Source organism: Mycobacterium sp. H4Y (genome assembly GCF_000364405.1).
Taxonomy (GTDB): domain Bacteria; phylum Actinomycetota; class Actinomycetes; order Mycobacteriales; family Mycobacteriaceae; genus Mycobacterium; species Mycobacterium intracellulare.
The window spans coordinates 53257-71750 of sequence record NZ_AKIG01000003.1; the positions used below are offsets into that span (position 1 = coordinate 53257).

Below are 18494 nucleotides of genomic sequence, written 5' to 3' on the forward strand. Positions count from 1 at the left end.
TTACCGCCGTTCAGTTTTCGTCCGCGACGACACCCAGGTAGGTGCCCCTGACCTCGTATCGTCTCCCGTCGCGGGTGATGGTGCCGATGATTGTGCCGGGCGCGGGGCTGTGATCGGTGCCGGCCACTTGCACGACGTCGATCCGCACGTCCACCGGTCGCGCCGTCTGCGGGTCGGTGATCTCGACGACCATCGCCACCGCGTGTTCGACCTCGTCCCACTCCACACTGGTGATGCGGTGGCGGGCGGTCAGCTCCATCACCACGGAATCCCGGCGCACCAGGAAGCGCACCGGCGCGCACAGCTCCCCGGCGCGGGGCGGCACGCACAGGCTGACCGCCATGTCACAGGCCCGCCGGCCGGTCGCTGATGGTGCCCGAGCGCCGCAGGTCGGCCAGGTCCGCTTCGCTGTGCCCGAGAAGGTCGGTGAGTACCTCCTTCGTGTGCTGACCGTAGAGTGGTGGCACCCGCCGGATCCAGCGCCTCGGCCGGTCGGGGAACGCGAAAGGCATTCCGGTGCATAGGAAAGAGCCGGCGACGGGATGGTCGACCGTCTCCCAGAAGCCGCGTGCGTGCAGGTGCGGGTCGGTCAGCAGCGCCGCGGCGGGGGTGACGCGCGCGGCGGCCACGCCGGCGGCGCGCAGCGCGGCGACCGCTTCGGTCACAGAGCGCGTCGCGGCCCAGGCGCAGATCAATTTGTCGATGTCGTCGGCCCGTTCGTCCCACGCGGTTTCGTCCATGTCAGGCTGGTCGAGCAAACCGGCCAGCGACGCCCGGGCGGCGGCGTCCAGCGCGGCGAGCGCGACCCATTCGTCGTCGCCGCGGCAGCGGTACACGCCCTGGGGGGTCGCGCCGGGGCCGCGGTTCCCATTGCGCCGCAGGGCGATTCCGTTGCGCGAGTACTCGACCAGCATTTCGGCGGCCACGTTGAGCGCCGCCTCGACCATGGTCGATTCGACCTGCATGCCGGCACCCTCGCGGTCGCGGATCGCCAGTGCGGCCACGGCGGCGAAGGCGGCGTGCAGGCCGGCGATCGGGTCGCACACTCCGCGCGGAATCACGGGCGGACCGTCGGCGTGGCCGGTCATCCACGCCATGCCGGTCGCCTGCTCCATCGTCTGCGCGAAGCCGACGCGATCGCGCCACGGGCCATCGAGGCCGAAGGCGGGCATCCGCACCATGATGGCGTGTGGGTTGGCGGCGCGGACCGCGTCCCATTCCAGGCCGAAGTTCGCCATCACCCGCGGCGAGAAGTTCTCGATGACCAGATCGCTGGCGGCGATGAGTTCCAGCGCGACGGATCGCCCGGCATCGGTGCCCAGATCGATGCTGACCCCGCGTTTGTTGTTGTTGCTGCACAAGAAGACCGGGCCCCACTCCCACCATTGATCCCAGTCGGGTGGGCGGCCCGCGGAGAACCGCATGCCGTCGGGCCGCCGGACGCCCTCGACCTTGATCACGTCGGCGCCCAGGGCGCCGAGCAGTTGCGTGGCGACCGGGCCGGCCCAGAACGCGGTGAAATCCGTGATCCGCACGTCGGACAGCGGAAGCGCGTCGGCCTCGTCGGTGCGGAGTCGCTCGGGTCTCGGCCGCCAGTGCAGCCGTGCGTTGTCGGCGCCGAGCGCCGGGGGCTGCCTGGGCGGCCTGATCGCCATCGCCTCGCTGCGATACGGCACCCGCGGCGCCAGCACCCCGTCCCGCGATTCGACGAACACGCCGCGTTCCACGAAATGGTCCAGTTTGGGCAGCATCTCGGGAGACGCTATGGGGGCGACCGGGATCCGGAAGGCCACGGCGACGTCGACGATCTCCTGGGTGGTGCGGCTTCTGGTCCAGGCGGTGACCATGTCCAGGAACTCGTCGCGGCGCGCGACCCGTCCGGCAAAGGACGCCAGCTCGGCGTCGCCGACGAGATCGGCGCGGTCGATCATCACCAGGAAATCCTGGAACTGCTGCGCAGTGATGGTGCAGAAGCCGACCATGCCGTCGGCGGTGGGAACGATCGAGGGCAGTTCCAAACTGCGTTCGTGTAGCAGCGAATCGGCGCCCAGCACGCTCGCCGACATCGCCGACAGGCCGCCCATGGCGATCACCATGGCCTCGTACGTCGAGACGTCGATGACCTGGCCGCGGCCGCTTCGGGCGGCGTGCCGCGCCGTGGCCGCGGCGGCCGCTGCGGCGAACGTGCCCGCCAGCCATTCCCCGAGCCGCCCGCCGGCTTGCACCGGCTCGTCGTCCGGCCAGCCCCGCCCGGCGATCGATCCGCACAGTGCCTGCAGGATGAATTCGTTGGCCGCGACCTGGTTTTCGGCGTAGGGGCCGGTGGTGCCGAACGGTGTCACGGCCACCACCACGGCCGAAGCGGCGGTGTGCGCGGTGATGCCGTCGAGCGTCCATCCGTCGGTCAGGTCGGTGAGCACGAGGTCGGCGCCGGCCAGCAGCGACGCGACCTCTGCCTGGCCGCGGTTGATCACCGACATCTTGCCCGCGGCCAGGTATCCGAACAGCGCCCCCGGTGGTCCACCCGCCGCCGACCAGGCGCGCAGCGAATCGCCCTGCAGGGATTCGATTTTCACCACCTCGGCCCCGGCGTCGGCGAACATCTTCCCGCAGTAGGACACGGCCAGTCCGTTGCACAACTCCAGCACGCGCCAACCCGCGAACGGCGCCGCACCCGCCACGTTCAGTTACCCAGGGTGGTGGCGCGTCCGGCGATGCCGGCCGCCTCGGCCGTCACGGGCGCGGCCGCTCCGGCCTGCAGGGCGAATTGCGTCATCCGGGTCCACGCGTCCCGGTCGCGCTGGCTGGCGCGGCGGCCGACGTGGGTGACGACGTCGACATCGGTGGCCTGCGCGCGCAGCCGGCCGGCCCGCGCCTGTTCCTTCGGGATGTGTTGGAACGGGTCGAATGAGTATGCGGCCATGGCATTTTCGTGGGTGATCTTGTCGATGACCCGGTCGTCGAGGTGGCCCATGGTGGCGATGATGTCCTCCGGCGCGAACGGCCAGTTGCTGTCGGAGTGCGGGAAGTCGGACTCCCAGCACAGCATGTCCTCGTTGAACCACTCCATGTTGTGGACGCCGACCTTGTCACTGATGAAGCAGGTGTAGAAATGCCGCTTGAACACATCGGTGGGACCACTGTAGCCGGGCGGGAACGTCGCCAGCGTCCACCCCGAGTGGCGGTTGTACACATGCTCGGCGCGCCAGAGGAAGTACGGTATCCAGCCGACGTCGCCCTCGGTGAGCGAGAACTTCAATTGCGGGAAGTACGCCCAGAATTCCGCCCAGATCAGTTCGGTGAAGGTGAACATGCTCATCATCGACGACGCCGTCATCTGCACGCTGGGCGGCGCGTCGGTCGACACCTGCGGGGAGCGGGAGGCGGAGCCGACGTGCGTGCACAGCACCGTCTTGTTCTCGCAGGCGGCCTCGAACAGCGGATACCAGTACTTGGTGTGAATGCTGGGCATCTGCAACGCTTCCGGATTCTCCGAGAACGTCACCGCGTGACAACCCTTGTCGGCCAGGCGTTTGACTTCCTTGGCGGCCTCGGCCACATCAAATAGCGGCAGGATGCCGCACGGGATGAACCGGCCCGGGTACGCCCCGCACCATTCGTCGACGTGCCAGTCGTTGTAGGCCTTGATCATCACCAGGTTGACCTCGCGGTCGGGACCCTGGTTGAGGACCTGGCCGGAGAATCCGGTGAAGTTCGGAAAGTTCAAGCCCGCCAGCTGCCCGCCGGCGTTCATGTCGCGGACCCGCTCGTCGACGTTGAAGCAGCCCGGCCGCATCTCGTCGTAGCGCGAGGCGTCGATGTTGTACATCTCGCGGGGCTTGCCGGCCACGGCGTTCAGGCCCATGTTTCGGCCGCGGACCTCGCCGTAGTACCACTGCTGGACGCCGTCGGGTTCGAGGACCACCCGCGGGGCGCGGTCCTTGTACTTGGCGGGAACGTGGGCGTCGAACATGTCGGCCGGCTCGGCGATGTGATCATCCACGCTGATCAGGATTAGATCGTCCTTGTTCATGCCGCGCTCCTCGGTCAATTTATAGTGACTAGTAGATAATGGTGCCGATCACAGTGTCAACGACGCGCGGTGCGTTGGTCATAGCGCGCCGCCCTCGCGTCTTGCGCTGCATCGCAACGAGACAAGGCGCTGACGGGCTTCGCGTCCTGTTCCCGGCGGCTCGGCTACGACGTTCCCGGCGCATGTGGACTAATAGTCCACGTGATGCGGCTCCACCACACGACATCCTGCGGTGCCGGTGGGTCTCGCATGCCACCATGGGGCATGACCGGGCCCGGAAGGTGACGGAAGTTGAGCAGCAATAAGGCGGCGCGTCCGACCACCGCGGACGTGGCCCGGTTGGCCAGCGTGTCGACCGCCACGGTCAGCTACGTGCTGAACAACGCGCAGGGCCGGCGGATCTCCCCCGAAACCCGCGACGCCGTCTACCGCGCCGCCAAACTCCTCGGTTATCGGCCAAACCTCGCCGCCCGCAACCTTGCGCGCGGCAAAAGCGGTGTGGTGCTCTACGTGGTGCCGCACGTGGCCGTGGGCGAGATGCCGATGCAGGCGGGCAGCCGCATGACCACGGCGCTGGCCCGCCAGGGCCTGCTTCAGGTCCAGGTTTTCGAGACCGACGACGATCATCATGTCGTCGATGCGATCGAGAACCTGGACCCGGTCGCGATCACCAGCCTGTTCCCGCTGAGCGCGGCCGCCCGCGAGGCGGTGGCCAAGGCCGGCATCCCGCACATCGAGATCGGGACGCTGCCCGCACTCAACAACCCGCATCTTTCGGTCGGCGAGATGCGCGTCGAGCACCTCGTCGAGCGCGGCCATCGTCGAATCGCCTTCGCGTACACCGGGGTTGACCGCTGGAGGCCGCTGGGCGACTACTGGTTCGAAGGCGTGTCGCGGGCCGCGCGGGCGCGCGACCTGCCACCCGTGCGAGTCGACCAGGTCACCCTGGACAACGCCGCCGACGTGGTCACCGGATGGGTGGGCGACGGGGTCACCGCCGTCTGCGCCCAAAGCGACGAGATCGCCTGCCTCGTCCTCTACGGCATCCATCGGGCGCGGCTGCGCTGTCCGAGCGACCTCGCGGTGATGGGTGTCGACGCGAGTCCCATGGGCATGGTCAGCACCCCACCGCTGACCACCGTTCAGTTCGACCCCTGCGCGGTCGCCGACGCCGCCCTCGCCGCCGTCTTCGAGCGGCTGGGGCAACCCGCCCCGCCCTCCCCCGAGCTGACGGACATCGCCCACCTGGTGGTGCGGGCGTCGACGTGAGCGTCAGTCGGCGGGCTCGTAACGCAGGAGCGTGACGTCGTGTTCCGGGTAGTCGCAGAACACCGGCTTCACCCGCATCCCCACCCGCAGGCGGGCCGGGTCGACCCGATCGCTGGGCAAGACCATCTCGGTGGAAAACCTTGGGCCCTCGTCCCATTCGACGATGGCGAGTAGCTGGGGCACGGCATCGGCGAAGTGCGGGCTGACCGGCCGGTGGGCCACGGTGTAGGAGTACAGCGTCCCCATCCCGGAGATCTCGCGCCATTCCAGGTCGTCGGCCAGGGTGCGCGGCGCGCGCACCCGCGGATAGAACACATACGCCTGCAGCGACGGCGAATACTGGATGACGATGCGGTGCCGCGCGAGCGCGTCCCAAAACGGCGCGCTGGTAGGGGTTTTGACGGGCATCGGCCGCTCGAAGGTGGTCATCGGTGATCAGTCTCCCTCGAGGATGAGCGCGGTCTGCTCGGATAGGATCCCGCCGTTGCCGGACACGAAGGCGCGGTGGCAGTCGGCGACCTGCGCCGCCCCGGCGCGGCCCATGATCTGGCGGGTGGCATCGCAGACGTGGTGCATGCCGCCGGCCAGACCCGCCTGGCCGAAGCCCAATTGGCCGCCGGCGGTGTTGAGCGGGAAATCGCCGCGGAACGTGAGGTCGTGGCCGGCGACGAACTCCATCCCCTTGCCCTTCTCGCAGAACCCGGCGTCTTCGAGGGAGAGCAGCACGGTGATGGTGTAGCAGTCGTAGATCGAAACCATGTCCATCTGCTCCCGGGTCAGGTCCGTCATGGCGAAGGCCGTGTCGGCGGCTGCGGCGATCGGGGTCTGCAGCAGGTCCTGGGCGTAGGTCGGCGTCTTGAACGGCACATGCTCGCCAAATCCCTTGACCCACACCGGCCGATTGCGGGAGCGCCTGGCGACGTCGGCGTTCGCGACCACGACGGCGGCGCCCCCCACACACGGCATCACGATCTCCAGCATGTGCAGCGGGTCGGCGATGACCGGGCTGGCCAGGACGTCATCGACGGTCAGTGGCTTGTCCTTCCAGATCGCGCCCTCGGTGTGGTTGGCGTTGGTGCGCTGGTCGACGACGATCTTGGCCATCGCCCGCTCGTCGTAGCCGTAGATCGCCGCGTAGCGTTGGGCAACCTGGCCATACGGTCCGTTCTGGCCGAGATTTCCGTAGGGGATCTCGAATTCGGCCTGGGGAGAGCCGTATTGGTTGCTCGACGACCCGAAATACAAGGCGTCGCCGAGCGATCTGGGTTTCTTCGGCGACATCGGGGTGATGTACCGGGCGGGCAGCGCGCACAGGACGGCGTCGCAGATGCCGAGTTCGACGGCGGCGGCGGCTCGCCACACCATGGCCGCGGCGCTGGCGCCACCCAGGTCCACGTGTTCGGCGAACCTCGCCCCCACTCCGAGGTATTCGGCGATGGTGGAGGGGACGAAGATCTCCGACTCGGCCAGGTGTGACGCCACGATGCCGTCGACAACCTCGAAGGGCAGTCCCGCATCGGCGAGCGCGGCGGCGCCGAGTTCGGCCCATTGCTCGATGACGAAGGGGGCGGGCGACGCCTTGGTCATGCGTTCGGGTGGCAGTTCGACGTACCCGACGATCGCGGCCTCGCCACGTAAACCCATGAGCTGTCCTACTTTCGGGGTAGTCCGAGGATCATCTGCGCGATGATGTTGAGCTGAATCTCCCTGGTTCCCCCGCCGATCAGCTCGGCCGGCAGATGCAGATAGGGCTCCACGACCGCGGTGTCGGGGTCGTCGACCATCGCGACCTGCCCGGTGAGCTGCAGCGTGGCCTGGAATGTGCGCCGCAGCAGCACATTCATCGCGACCTTGGCGATGCTGGATGCCGGGCCGGAGGCCTGACCGTCGAGCAGCCGAATGGTTTCGCGCACCCCGAGTGCCCTGATCGCGTTGGTGTAGGCGTCGAGCTCGCCGAGCTCACGCAACGCGTCGTCACGGTCCGGTCCGGGTTGAGCGGCGAGCCGGCGCAGCGCGACGGCCCGGTCGAACTTGACGTATCCGCTGATGGCCGAACGCTCTTCGGCCATCGTCGCGATCGCCAGGCTCCAGCCATCGGTGGGGCCACCCAGCAGCATCTCGTCGGGAATGAACACGTCGTTGAGGAACACCTCGTTGAAATGCGCCTGCCCGGTCGCCGTCTTGATCGGCTGGATCTCCACCCCGGGGGAACGCATATCGAGAATGAAGTAGCCGATGCCGCGGTGCTTGCTGGCTTCGGGGTCGGTGCGCGCAAGGAGCGCACCCAGGTCGGCGTATTGGGCCAACGACGTCCAGATCTTGTGGCCGTTGATCCGCCAGCCGCCATCGACCTTGGTCGCGCGGGTGGTCAGCGACGCGAGGTCGGAGCCGGCTCCCGGTTCGCTGAACAGCTGACACCACAGGATGTCGCCGCGTTGGGTCGCCGGGATCAGCCGCTCCTGCAAGTCTTTTGGCGCGGCAGCCAACACCGAGGGCAGGATCCATTCGGCGATGTTCAGCGAGGGTCGAACCAGGCCGGGTCGCTTGGCGAACTCCTCGTCGATGATGAGCTGTTTCAACGGATCCGCATCGACGCCCCACGGCGCCGGCCAGTGCGGCGCCATGAGGCCGGCGTCGGCGATCAGCGTGCGTTGCGGCCCGGTGGCGAGGTGCTCATAGTCGCCGTGCGGCGCGGGTTTGTCGTTGCACAACTGCAGAGCCGCATCGAGCGTCTCGGCCACCCAGGAACGGAATTCGGGCTCGGCGTCGCCGAGGTTCACCGACATGTCGCGCGTCTGGGTGCAGGTGAGCTCCCCCAGCCGCCGCGCCCAGCGGTTCGCCGGGCCGATGGATCCCGCCAGGCTGATGGCCCGCCGCCAGTACAGGTGCACGTCGTGCTCCCAGGTGAAACCGATGGCGCCGAGCATCGTCAACGCGTCGAGCACCAGGTCCGGGGCGGGCGAGATCGCGATCACGGCCGCCCCGGCGGCGGCCATCCTGTGCTGATCGAGTGATTCGTCGACGGCGCGCACCGCGTCCCAGGCCGCCGCGGTGGCCAATTCGCTGTTGACCAACAGCATTGCCGCGCTGTGTTGCAACGCCTGGAACGTGCCGATCACCTTGCCGAATTGTTCGCGGCTGCGCAGGTGGGCGGTGACGGCCTGCAGGCACCACTGGACGATGCCGGCCGTCGTGGCGGCGACGAGACCCAACAGCACACAGCGCGCGCGTTCCGCGTCGATCCCGGTGAGTGCCTCGTCGTCCGTCGCCGTGTAGTCGTCCAGACGCATGATCCCGGCATCGGCGACGAGGTCGGTGCCGCGGACGGGTTCGACTGTCACCGCGCGCTTTTGGGTGTCGACCGGCACCCAGACGACGTCGCCTTCCCGGGTCGGCGCGCCGACCAGGATGATCCGCGCCGCGCACACGCCCGGTGTTACCTCCGACGCCCCGCTGAGGGCCCACCGCCCGTCCACGGCCCGGGCGTGCAGGTCCCCGTCGCCCGGAAGCACGACGGCGGCGGTGACGCCGGCCGCGAGGTCACGCACCAGTGATTGCGCGCTCGGTGTCGGATCGGCGAGCAAGGCGACCGCACCCGCGGCCACCGTCGGCAGTAGCGGGCCGGGCAACAGCGACTTGCCCGCCGCCTCCAGCACGCACGCGGCGTCGATCAGCCGTCCGCCCTGGCCGCCGAGGTCCTCCGGCAGGTGCACGGCATGAAACCCGTTGCCGACCAGCGCATCCCACCATCCGGGTGGGCGGCCCGCCGCGAGCTCGTCGAAGCTGCCGCGTGTCGTGGCGATGGGGGCATTGCGGGCAGCGAACTGCCCGACGGCGTCGCAGAGCTCCTGTTGTTCCGGGCTCAGCCCCAGGGTCATGCGGGCGGCCGCATAGTGACTGACGATGGCCGCACTGATTGCTACCCTTTCGGCTCCGGATGCGAGTCTGACAAGACGGACCGTCTCGTCTTGTGGCAGACTACCGGGGGTAGTCAGGATATGTAAAGCGGGCCAGCGCCGCAGTGAGGACCACCAGATGCCAAGCGATCTCACCGAGGTGGGCACGCCGGCGAACACGCCCCGGCGTCGCAGCGAGAAGTCCCGCACGGCGATCGTCACGGCGACGCGCGAACTGCTCCTCGAGCGCGGGTTCGACGGCCTGTCCATCGAGGCCGTCGCCGCCCGCGCCGGCGTGGGCAAGCAGACCATCTACCGCTGGTGGCCCACCCGACCCGCGCTGGTCGCCGACGTCATGCTGGAAGACGCCGACACGCTGCTCGCGTCGGTCAACCACAGCGGCGATCTGGCAGCCGATCTGGTGAGGTGGGTCGGCAAGCTGTTCGCCAGCCTGACGACGCCGCGGGGTTCGGCCATGCTGCGCACCCTGACCGTCGCCTGCATGGAACACGAGGACACCGCCGTCAAGTTGCGCGCGGGATTCAGTGCGCCGCTGCACGATAGCGTGCGGGCCCGGTTGCTCGCCGACGGCATCGACGAGGCGGTCGCCGAATCGGCCGCGGACGCCATCGTCGGCGGCGTGGTGTATCCGATCCTGTCCGGCGCGCAGCCCTACTCCCGACGGCGGGCGGAACGGACCACCCGGCTCATCGTGAACGCACTCACCCGGGGCTGACCGCCGCCGCGCGGTCGACCGAGATTGCGGCCAGCCCCCGGCTCACCCGGTCGGGCAACGAGCCGCCGTGGCTCAGCCAGTCGTCGAGGGCGATGCGCACCGCCGCCATCGCCAGCGCGCCGATCAGGCGCGGCCGCGGATCGTGGGCGGCCAGCCCGGCCATCCGCGGCGCGACGAGCTCGGCGATCGCCACCTCGTAGCGGACATAGACGTGCAGCGTCCACGCGTCCAACGTCTCGGATGACCTTGTCAGCGTGGCCAATTCGCGCACCTGGTTCTCGATCTCGGCGAAGTTGCGGGCGAGTTCGCCGAACGCGCCGATGACCGCCTCGATCGCGTCGAGCTCCGGCGGCTGGGCCGCGAGGGCGGCGGTGATCCGGTCGAGCCAATGGCCATTCATGCCCTCGGCCACGGCGTCTTCTTTGGAGTTGAAGTACCGGAAGAAGGTCGCGCGGCCGATGTCGGCGGCGTCGGCGATGAGGTCCACGGTCGCCCCCGCCAGACCGCGACTGGCGACCAGGCGGGCGGCGGCGGTGGCGATGCGCTGACGCATGGCCGCTCGCTTCCGTTCGGCCAGCGACGTCACGGCCTCCGAAGCCGGCACCGAGGCGGACGTTGCAGACATGCCCCCACCCTGTTCTCCCAAATCGCCACCAAGAGCCTAAGACATAGTCTTAGCATGAGACGATGTCTCAGACTGGTGTTCCGTCCGTCCAGGCCGCCCCGAAGGCCCGCGCCGCGCTGGAGTTCTTCCAGCAGATGCTCACCGACGTCAGCAAGATCGTGGCCGAGGACGCCGAGTCCGAACGCGAACTCGCCGAAGGGTTGCGGGTGGTGGCGCGGGTGTCCTCGCTGTGCGCGCAAATGTCGGTCGAGGCCGACCCGGAACGGCCGTCGTTCTTCGATATGTGTTCGGACAACCGGATGGTGGGCGGCCCCAACCCCGACGGCAACTACTACCTGGCCATGATCCGCGGGGATCGCCGCTACCGGATCACCGGCTCCCGCGGCACCAGCGCCTACCTCGGCTTTCAGATCCTGGCCGGCACCGGGCTGACCCCGCGGCGGATGGCGGGCTACGTCAGCGACACCGACCTGAAGCTGGACTCGGGCGACTTCACGCTCGTCCTGTCCGCCGACGAACCGCCCGACCTGGCCGGCGCGCAGTGGGTGAAGATCCCGGCCGACGCGTCGTCGGTGGTCGTGCGGGAGTACATCGGTGACCGGACCGCCGAGAAACTCGCCGCGCTGCGCATCGAAGCGCTGGACCCGGGCCCGCTGACGGCGCTGACCGACGACGAACTCGCCGATCAGTTCACCGCGATGGCGTGGTCCCTGATGAAGCTCACGACCCTGCACCGCACCATCAAGCCCGAACTCCTGGAAGCCCCGAACACCTTGCTGACGGCCCAGGCCGCCGATCTGGGCGCGGCCGACACCACGCCCGACAACCTCTACATGATGGGAACCTTCCGGCTCGAGCCCGGCCAGGCCCTCGTACTCGACATCGCACCACCCGACACGCGGTACTGGAACGTCACCCTGGAAAGCATCTGGCACGAATGCCTGGAGCCGCGCCGCCGGCACAGTTCGGTGACCAACCGCGGTGTGCGACCCGGCGCCGACGGCCGCGTGCGAATCGCGGTCCCCGACGAGGATTTTGGGCTCGGTCATTGGCTCGACACCGGCGGCCGGCAGCGCGGGTTCATCGTCCTGCGCTGGCTGGACAACCCGAGCCCACCCGACGTGACGGTGTCGGTGCACCAGGGACGGCAGCGGTGATGACGCTGCAGGACCGGTTCGCCCCCGAACGGCTGATCGCCGCCGCCTGCGAGGAAGTCGGCAGCGACGACTTCGGCGCCGAGGGCTGGCGTCCCGGGCTGCACCGCGTCACCGACGGGTTGATCAACGATGCGCGGCTATCGGATATCGGCGTCGAGATCGCTCACCTCGACCTCATGCGCGCCCTGAAGAACCGGCTCGGCGTAATCGCTTGGCGCAAGCAACATCCCGAGGTCGCCGAGCAGAAGATCACCGCGCCGATATTCATCGTCGGCCAGCCACGCACCGGCACCACGATCCTCTACGACCTGCTCGCCCAGGATCCCGAGCTGCGCGCCCCACTGACCTGGGAGGTCGACGAGCCCTGCCCCGTCCCGCAGCCCGAGACCTATCACGACGATCCGCGTATCGCCCAGATTCAGGCCAGCATCGACATGTCCGAACAGATCATGCCGGGCTTCTTGGCTTTTCATCCGATGGGCGCCCTGGTCGGGCAGGAATGCGTGCGCATCACCGCGGCCGAGTTCGTCAGCATGATCTTCTCGGTGCAGTATCGGCTGCCGGGCTATTACCGCTGGCTGCTGTATGAAGCCGACCACGCGGGGGCGTATCGCTTCCATCGAATCTTCCTGCAGCACTTGCAGTCCGGTGTGCCCGGCCAGTGGTTGCTGAAGTCGCCCGCGCACCTGTGGCAGCTGGACGCGTTGCTGGCCGAATACCCGGACGCGCTCATCGTGCAGACACACCGCGATCCGGTCAACGTCATCTCGTCGATCGCCGCGCTCACCCATCACCTGCGCCGGATGTGCAGCGACGAATCCAGCATCACCGAGTGTGCGGCCCAGTCCTACGAGGAGATCGTCGTCGGCCTGGACCGGGAGATGGCGTTGCGCGACAGCGGCGCCGTGCCCGCGGGGCGCGTCATCGACGTGCGGTTCGCCGATTTCATGACCGACCCGTGGACCACGATCAAAGACATCTACCGGCGGCTGGACCGCGAGCTGCGGCCCGACACCGAGCAGAAGATGCGCGAGTTCCTCGCCTCCCATCCCTCCGACGGTGGGCACGGCCGTTACACCTGGTCGGACACGGGGCTCGATGTCGGTGAGGTCCGCGAGCGGGTGACCGCGTATCAGGACCGCTACGCGGTACCGGCCGAACCGCTGCGGTGAGGCGTCCGGACGGCATCGAACGCGCCTGCGGTGCATAGCCTCTCCGAGCGGTAGGCTCGCCGCAAGGCGATGGGAGCGGCGGTGGATGAAGATTGTCTGAAGCTCACCACCTATCTGGCGGAGCGCCGGCGGACCGGCGACGGCTTTGTCTCCGATGTGCTGCTCGGCCTTTATGAGCGGCACCGCATCGCTGCCGGCGTGGCGCTGCGCGGCATCAGCGGCTTCGGCACGATGCGCCATTTTCGTACCGATCAGTCGTTGACGCTGTCGGAAGATCCGCCCGTCGTGATCGTCGCGGTCGACACCAGAACGAAGATCGAGGCACTGCTCGACCCCGTGCTGACGATCAAACAACGCGGCCTGGTCACCCTGGAGCGTGCGCGGCTCCTGCACGAGGACATCGGATCCCCGCAGCTGCCCGAGGACCTGCACGACGCCGTCAAATTGACGATCTACGTCGGCCGCAAGCAACGCGTCAACGGGACGCCGGCCTACATCGCCCTCTGCGACTTGATGCACCGGCGCGGCCTGGCCGGCGCCACGGTGCTGTTGGGCGTGGACGGTGTCGCGCACGGAGAACGCCAGCGCGCCAACTTCTTTGGCCGCAACGCTGACGTTCCGATGATGATCGTCGTCGTCGGCTCCGGTGAGCGCATCGGCCGCGTGTTGCCCGAACTCGCCGGGCTGCTGCGCACGCCGTTGTTCACCCTCGAACGGGTCCGCGTCTGCAAGCGCGACGGACAGTTTTTGGAACGACCGCACGCCCTGCCCGGAACGGACGAACACGGCTTGCCGCTGTGGCAGAAGCTGACGATCTATACCTCCGAGTCGGCGCAGCGCGGCGGCGCGCCGATACACCGCGCGATCGTCCAGCGGCTACGCCAGGCCGGGACCGCGGACGGCGCCACCGTCCTGCGTGGCGTGTGGGGGTTTCACGGCGATCACCCGCCCCACGGCGACAAGCTGCTCTCGCTGACTCGCCGGGTACCCGTGGTGACCATCGTGATCGACACCCCGGCCAACGTCGCCGAATCCTTCGCTGTCATCGACGAATTGACGAGCGAAGAGGGACTGGTCACCAGTGAAATGGTGCCCGCGTTGGTGTCCGACGAAGGCGACAGCGGGCAGGGGCCGCCGCGCATGGCCCGGCACCGCTATTAGCGGCGATCGCGAGCACGGCGCAACAGCGGCGATCGCAAGCGCGGCGTCGCCGGGCGCAGCGGGTCGCCGCCATCGGAATCGGTCAGCCGGCGACCGAGGCGTCGTAGATCGACTGGATCGCCTTGTCCAGCGTGGTGTTGAACTGCTCGTCGGTCTGGTCGACCGAAAGCCCCTCGGTGAGCGCGCGGCTGAAGCTGGCGATCAGGCCGGTGTTCTTGGCGAGCAGCTCGTTGGCCTCCTCGCGCGAGTAGCCGCCGGAGAGGGCCACCACCCGCATGACCTTCGGGTGTTCGATCAGCGGACGGTAGTAGTTGGCCTCGGTGGGCAGGCTCAGCTTGAGCATCACGCGCTGCCCGTCGGGCACGCTGTCGAGCTGCTTGGTGATCTCGTCGCGCAGGATGCGCTCGGCCTCGGCCTTGTCCGAGATCGAGATGGTGACCTCGGGCTCGATGATCGGCACCAGGCCGTGCGCGAGCACCTGACGGGCGACCTCGAACTGCTGGGCGACCACGGCGGCGATGCCCTCGGCGTTGGCCCCGCCGATCACCGACCGCTCCTTGGTGCCGAACACGCCCTTGCCCACGGCCCGCTCCAGCAGCTCGTCAAGCCCCGGCATGGGCTTCATCAGCTGGACGTCGTTCGACGCGTCCGCCAGCCCTTTGTCGATCTTGAGGATCGGCACCACGCCCTTGGTCTCCCAGAGGTAGGTGGTCGACGGCTTGCCCTCGATGTCCCGGTCCATGGTCTGTTCGAACAGGATCGCCGCCAGCACCCGGTCACCGGTGAACGACGGGGCGGTGATGATCCGCGAACGCATCTCGTGGATGAGGTCGAACATCTCCTTGTCGGAGGAGTACGCGCTGTCCTCGATGCCGTACAGGCGCAGCGCCTTCGGCGTCGAGCCGCCGCTCTGGTCGAGCGCAGCGATGAATCCCTTGCCCGACGTCATCCGGTCCGCTTGCTGCTGGTTCGACATTGAACTCTTCACTCCCTCGTAATGGGCGCACCCGGCCGGGGAGGCCACGCACGCTCAAGCCTGAATCGTGCCGATCATATTCGGCCAGCCCCGACCGGAAGAGACAGGCCGTCGCGGGACCGCCGGGCGGCGGGACTCGTGCAGCATTTTGAGGCGGGATTGGTGCGTGTCCTACCATTGACCAAACACTTGTAGCTGTATCTGCACTGAGCGGCGCAGATCGACCGGGGTGATCTCCCGCGTAGGCAAGCGTGTTCCCCGAGGGGTTGAATCAGCAGCCCCCGGATATGGCAGTGGCTGTACCAGAGCTAGCGGTGTCCCGCACGGGACCGAATGTGAGTGATAGACCATGGGCGAACAATCCGGCGATGTCGTCGACCCAACCGCTTTTGAAGTGGGCAAACACCAGGTAGATCAGGCGGTCGTGCTGACCGTCTCGGGTGAAGTGGACATGCTGAGCTCGCCGCAGCTGGCCGACGCCATCCAGACCGCGCTGGCCACCAAACCCGCGGCGCTGATCGTCGACCTGTCCAAGGTCGGCTTCTTGGCCTCGGCCGGCATGACCGTGCTGGTGAGCGCGCAGGCCGAGGTCGAACCGCCGACGAAGTTCGCGGTCGTCGCCAACGGCTCGGCCACGAGCAGGCCGATCAAGCTGATGGGGATCGACAGCGTGCTCGCGCTGTACAGCAGCCTGGACGGCGCGCTGAGCGGTATCGCCGGGGAATGAGCCTCGACGCGAGTGCGAACACACCTGGGGGCGATGGGTCGGTTCGATCGACCGCATAACATGTCGAACCTCGATGACCGCACTCTTTTCGTCCGAACGGGCGTGGCGGCCGACGCACGCAGCGCCGCCCGGACCCGCGTCGAGTTCGGCGCCTGGTTGAACCGGTATTTCTCCCTGTGCGCCGATCGCTTCAGCGACCTGCTCCTCGCGGTGAACGAAGCGATCGCCAATGCCGCGGAGTTCGCGTACGTCGACGCGACGCAGCGAGGGACCGTGGATGTGCGGGCGGCCTACGACGCCGACTCCGACACCCTCGCCGTGACCGTCGATGACCGGGGCCGTTGGCGGCAGAAGGTGCCCGCACAGCGCAGCGCCCAGATGCGTGGCCGCGGTATCCCGTTGATGGAGGCCCTCGCAGACGAGGCGGCCATCGCCCGCACTCCGCAGGGCACCCGCGTCACCCTGGTCTGGACCGGCCTGACCCGGTCGGCCTGCACCGCCTGAACGCCTATCCGGACAGCACCTGCGCGATGCGGTCGTCGCGCGGCAGCACCGGCCCGTCGTCGAGGGGTTCGTCGATTCCGAGGTCGGCGAGCCCGGCTCTGGTCAGCAGCGAGGTGCCGTAGGCGGCGAGCACGAGTTTTTGATCGTCGCTGTGGCCGTCCTCGACGAGCATCGCGCCGATGAGGCAGATGACGGCCATCTTGTAGGCGTTGAACGCCCGGTACCAGGGCCGGTTGACAACGCTGATCCCGCTGGCCGATTCGTAGTGCGCCAGCAGGGCGTCGATGGACAGGGCCGCGGGGTGGCTGTTGATCCCGACCGGCTGCATCCACAGCATCTCCAGCCAGCCGATGTCGGTGAGCGGGTCACCGACGGTCGTCATCTCCCAATCGAAAACGGCGCTCACCTCGCCGGCGGTGAAGGCGAAGTTTCCCGGCTTCGCGTCGCCGTGCACCAGCGAAACCGTGGGGCACGGGTCCGGCTTGCCGGCGAGCAAGGCCCCATGAAGGCGCTCCAGGGCGGGCAGGCGGTCGCGCTTGACCCGGTGCATCTCCGCGGCCCAGTGGCCCAGTTCGCGCTCCAGGTGATCGGCGCCGTCGTCCAGGGTGGCCAGCCCGGTCCGGGTGAGGTCGACGGTGTGGATGGCGGCAAGTTGTTCGACCAGGCTCTGGCACATCCGGACCACCGTGTGGTCGGCCGCACCGGCGGGTGGCTCCATTTCGTACACGTCGCCGGCGACGTGTTCCATCACGAAGAACGGCCGGCCGAGGACCTCGCCGGTCGGTTCGAGCCACAGCGCCGGCGGGACCCGGACCGGCGTGCCGGCCAGGGCGCGCAGGATGGCGAACTGGCGCGCGAGGTCGTAGGGCTCCAGCAGCGCGGGTGGCCGGGGCCGCAGCCGCAACACCACGTCGCGGCGGTCGTCGCGGCCGGCGCGCCGGGTGACGACGCTGAGCGTCATCATCTCCGCCGAGTGCCCGAAGCTCACCCGGTCGATGCCCTCGAGGCGGACGTCGGCGGCGTCGGGCACCTGGGTGCGCACCCAGTCGGTCAACCGCCGTTCCCGATCGGCGTCCAGGGTCATCGCCGAACCCCGTCGCTGTCCTCCTGCAAGCGATCGACCGGGGTCTTGTCCTGGGTGAAGGCGGACATGTCCATCGCGGTCCAGTTGGGGTAGCGGGCATAGCCCTGCCCGCCGAGCAGCAATTCGAAGATGCCCCAACCGGTCTCGCCGTCCCGCTCGAATCGCATCAGCTGGTCGAGCGCCATCGATTTGCTCTCGGTCTCGGACAGCTGGTCGGGATCGCTACTGTCCCAAGCGAAATGGATGAAATAGGCGCCCCCACCGAGGTCTTCGTATTGGCAGTGCGCCATCGGCAGGCCGTAGTAGGCGTTGACCTGCTGATGGGGTGCCTCGGCGATCACGCGATGGGCGTGGCCGTCTTCGTCGGTGAACACGAGAGCGGCGCCGGTGGGTCGCTTGCGGTCTCCGTCGAATTCGACATCGTGCTCGATCTTGACGAATCGTTTCGACAGCCTCCCATCCGCGTAGGTGATGCCGCCGTCGACGTAATTGACTGTGCCGTCGGCTGATTCGATGATCCACGCTTCGATGGCATGGTCGTCGAAGCCGGCGTCGAGCCACAACCAGAAGTCGATCTTGTCCGAGACCCGCACGCCGAAGGTGCGGTCGCGGCCACCGTGAAAGCCGTCGACGCTGACACGTTCCCCATCGATCGTCACCCAGCCGCTCCATCTCCCGGGTTCTTTCATGTGGTACATGTCGGCGAGCAGCTCGCCGTTTTTGCCGCGCACCTTCATGGGCAACAGCTCCCACATCGGGGCGGTGGGTTCGTAGTAAAGCTCGCACTCGATTCCGGAGTTGTTGGGCTCGACGTCCAGCCGCCACTTCTTCAGCGGCTCGACGCAGGTCCAGCGCATCGGTCCGGCGCTCAGGTCGCCGCGGTCGTCGCCGGTGACGGGCCGCCCGGACAGCAGGTCCCAGTGCCGGCCGTCGGCGAGGCTGACCTTGACGTAGCCCAGCCCGGTGCCGGTGTTCGGGTTGTTGCCGTAGCCGCTGGCCAGCAGCAGGGTGCCGTCCGGCGACGCGGCGAAGAAGTAACAGCGATCCGACCACGTCGGATCGGCATTGTGCACCTGGTCGAACGTGCTGGGGAGCTGATGGGTGAACGATTCGTCGGCGGCGGAATACGCCATCATTCGGCCTTTCTGGCGAGG

General features: G+C 68.2%; 17 protein-coding genes. 7 read left to right on the forward strand and 10 right to left on the reverse strand.

Features of this window, described 5'->3' with window-relative positions:
* Positions 1–10: 10 nt before the first annotated feature.
* The 3 genes from W7U_RS21155 to W7U_RS21165 are packed head-to-tail and all read right to left on the reverse strand — an operon-like array spanning position 11 to position 4033.
* Positions 11–343 carry a hypothetical protein gene (locus W7U_RS21155; RefSeq protein WP_008262388.1) on the reverse strand — a complete coding sequence of 111 codons (333 nt, stop codon included), beginning with the start codon at positions 341–343 and terminating at the stop codon, positions 11–13.
* 1 nt (position 344) lies between these two features.
* Positions 345–2681: a CoA transferase gene (locus W7U_RS21160; protein ID WP_008262391.1), complete on the reverse strand. Its 2337-nt coding sequence runs from the start codon at positions 2679–2681 to the stop codon at positions 345–347.
* Positions 2682–2683: 2 nt separating this feature from the next.
* On the reverse strand, positions 2684–4033 hold the full coding sequence (locus tag W7U_RS21165; RefSeq protein WP_008262392.1) for an amidohydrolase family protein: 1350 nt from the start codon (positions 4031–4033) through the stop codon (positions 2684–2686).
* 291 nt (positions 4034–4324) lie between these two features.
* Between W7U_RS21165 and W7U_RS21170 the strand changes: the two genes are divergently transcribed.
* A complete protein-coding gene (locus W7U_RS21170) occupies positions 4325–5302 on the forward strand; it encodes a LacI family DNA-binding transcriptional regulator (RefSeq protein WP_008262393.1) in 978 nt (325 codons plus the stop codon).
* 3 nt (positions 5303–5305) lie between these two features.
* Here W7U_RS21170 and W7U_RS21175 read toward each other — a convergent pair whose 3' ends face one another.
* The 3 genes from W7U_RS21175 to W7U_RS21185 are packed head-to-tail and all read right to left on the reverse strand — an operon-like array spanning position 5306 to position 9180.
* Positions 5306–5731: an OB-fold domain-containing protein gene (locus tag W7U_RS21175; protein WP_008262394.1), complete on the reverse strand. Its 426-nt coding sequence runs from the start codon at positions 5729–5731 to the stop codon at positions 5306–5308.
* Positions 5732–5737: 6 nt separating this feature from the next.
* Positions 5738–6946 carry a thiolase family protein gene (locus tag W7U_RS21180; RefSeq protein WP_008262395.1) on the reverse strand — a complete coding sequence of 403 codons (1209 nt, stop codon included), beginning with the start codon at positions 6944–6946 and terminating at the stop codon, positions 5738–5740.
* A gap of 8 nt (positions 6947–6954) precedes the next feature.
* Positions 6955–9180 carry an acyl-CoA dehydrogenase gene (locus W7U_RS21185; protein ID WP_008262396.1) on the reverse strand — a complete coding sequence of 742 codons (2226 nt, stop codon included), beginning with the start codon at positions 9178–9180 and terminating at the stop codon, positions 6955–6957.
* Between the two features lie 157 nt (positions 9181–9337).
* On the opposite strand from W7U_RS21185, the gene W7U_RS21190 reads away from it, so the two are divergent.
* A complete protein-coding gene (locus W7U_RS21190) occupies positions 9338–9934 on the forward strand; it encodes a TetR/AcrR family transcriptional regulator (protein WP_008262397.1) in 597 nt (198 codons plus the stop codon).
* Here W7U_RS21190 and W7U_RS21195 read toward each other — a convergent pair.
* Positions 9921–10559: a TetR family transcriptional regulator gene (locus W7U_RS21195; RefSeq protein WP_051070701.1), complete on the reverse strand. Its 639-nt coding sequence runs from the start codon at positions 10557–10559 to the stop codon at positions 9921–9923. The genes W7U_RS21190 and W7U_RS21195 overlap by 14 nt on opposite strands.
* Positions 10560–10621: 62 nt before the next feature.
* On the opposite strand from W7U_RS21195, the gene W7U_RS21200 reads away from it, so the two are divergent.
* The 3 genes from W7U_RS21200 to W7U_RS21210 all read left to right on the forward strand — a co-directional run bounded on the left by W7U_RS21200 (position 10622) and on the right by W7U_RS21210 (position 14049).
* On the forward strand, positions 10622–11716 hold the full coding sequence (locus W7U_RS21200; protein ID WP_008262401.1) for a DUF1214 domain-containing protein: 1095 nt from the start codon (positions 10622–10624) through the stop codon (positions 11714–11716).
* Positions 11716–12888: a sulfotransferase gene (locus W7U_RS21205; protein ID WP_008262404.1), complete on the forward strand. Its 1173-nt coding sequence runs from the start codon at positions 11716–11718 to the stop codon at positions 12886–12888. Before W7U_RS21200 ends, W7U_RS21205 begins: the two co-directional genes overlap by 1 nt.
* Positions 12889–12969: 81 nt before the next feature.
* Positions 12970–14049: a DUF190 domain-containing protein gene (locus W7U_RS21210; protein WP_170320640.1), complete on the forward strand. Its 1080-nt coding sequence runs from the start codon at positions 12970–12972 to the stop codon at positions 14047–14049.
* Between the two features lie 82 nt (positions 14050–14131).
* On the opposite strand, the gene W7U_RS21215 is transcribed toward W7U_RS21210, so the two are convergent.
* A complete protein-coding gene (locus tag W7U_RS21215; RefSeq protein ID WP_008262409.1) occupies positions 14132–15025 on the reverse strand; it encodes a fructose bisphosphate aldolase in 894 nt (297 codons plus the stop codon).
* Between the two features lie 349 nt (positions 15026–15374).
* Between W7U_RS21215 and W7U_RS21220 the strand changes: the two genes are divergently transcribed.
* Both W7U_RS21220 and W7U_RS21225 read left to right on the forward strand, forming a co-directional pair.
* Complete coding sequence (locus W7U_RS21220) at positions 15375–15752, forward strand: STAS domain-containing protein (RefSeq protein ID WP_008262411.1); 378 nt, start codon at positions 15375–15377, stop codon at positions 15750–15752.
* A 60-nt stretch (positions 15753–15812) separates the two neighbouring features.
* Entirely contained in the window at positions 15813–16256 is a 444-nt protein-coding gene (locus W7U_RS21225; RefSeq protein WP_008262413.1) for an ATP-binding protein, read from the forward strand.
* Between the two features lie 4 nt (positions 16257–16260).
* Here W7U_RS21225 and W7U_RS21230 read toward each other — a convergent pair whose 3' ends face one another.
* Together W7U_RS21230 and W7U_RS21235 are read right to left on the reverse strand one after the other, a co-directional pair.
* A complete protein-coding gene (locus W7U_RS21230; protein WP_008262415.1) occupies positions 16261–17340 on the reverse strand; it encodes a phosphotransferase family protein in 1080 nt (359 codons plus the stop codon).
* Positions 17337–18473 carry a hypothetical protein gene (locus tag W7U_RS21235; protein ID WP_170320645.1) on the reverse strand — a complete coding sequence of 379 codons (1137 nt, stop codon included), beginning with the start codon at positions 18471–18473 and terminating at the stop codon, positions 17337–17339. Before W7U_RS21235 ends, W7U_RS21230 begins: the two co-directional genes overlap by 4 nt.
* Positions 18474–18494: the final 21 nt, after the last annotated feature.

Excerpts from the sequence above, each read along its gene's own strand:
- W7U_RS21155 (WP_008262388.1), bottom strand. The coding sequence starts at position 343 with ATGGCGGTCAGCCTGTGCGTGCCGCCCCGCGCCGGGGAGCTGTGCGCG.
- W7U_RS21165 (WP_008262392.1), bottom strand. The coding sequence starts at position 4,033 with ATGAACAAGGACGATCTAATCCTGATCAGCGTGGATGATCACATCGCC.
- W7U_RS21175 (WP_008262394.1), bottom strand. The coding sequence starts at position 5,731 with ATGACCACCTTCGAGCGGCCGATGCCCGTCAAAACCCCTACCAGCGCG.
- W7U_RS21180 (WP_008262395.1), bottom strand. The coding sequence starts at position 6,946 with ATGGGTTTACGTGGCGAGGCCGCGATCGTCGGGTACGTCGAACTGCCA.
- W7U_RS21185 (WP_008262396.1), bottom strand. The coding sequence starts at position 9,180 with ATGACCCTGGGGCTGAGCCCGGAACAACAGGAGCTCTGCGACGCCGTC.
- W7U_RS21190 (WP_008262397.1), top strand. The coding sequence starts at position 9,338 with ATGCCAAGCGATCTCACCGAGGTGGGCACGCCGGCGAACACGCCCCGG.
- W7U_RS21195 (WP_051070701.1), bottom strand. The coding sequence starts at position 10,559 with ATGTCTGCAACGTCCGCCTCGGTGCCGGCTTCGGAGGCCGTGACGTCG.
- W7U_RS21200 (WP_008262401.1), top strand. The coding sequence starts at position 10,622 with ATGTCTCAGACTGGTGTTCCGTCCGTCCAGGCCGCCCCGAAGGCCCGC.
- W7U_RS21205 (WP_008262404.1), top strand. The coding sequence starts at position 11,716 with ATGACGCTGCAGGACCGGTTCGCCCCCGAACGGCTGATCGCCGCCGCC.
- W7U_RS21215 (WP_008262409.1), bottom strand. The coding sequence starts at position 15,025 with ATGTCGAACCAGCAGCAAGCGGACCGGATGACGTCGGGCAAGGGATTC.
- W7U_RS21220 (WP_008262411.1), top strand. The coding sequence starts at position 15,375 with ATGGGCGAACAATCCGGCGATGTCGTCGACCCAACCGCTTTTGAAGTG.
- W7U_RS21225 (WP_008262413.1), top strand. The coding sequence starts at position 15,813 with ATGTCGAACCTCGATGACCGCACTCTTTTCGTCCGAACGGGCGTGGCG.
- W7U_RS21230 (WP_008262415.1), bottom strand. The coding sequence starts at position 17,340 with ATGACCCTGGACGCCGATCGGGAACGGCGGTTGACCGACTGGGTGCGC.
- W7U_RS21235 (WP_170320645.1), bottom strand. The coding sequence starts at position 18,473 with ATGGCGTATTCCGCCGCCGACGAATCGTTCACCCATCAGCTCCCCAGC.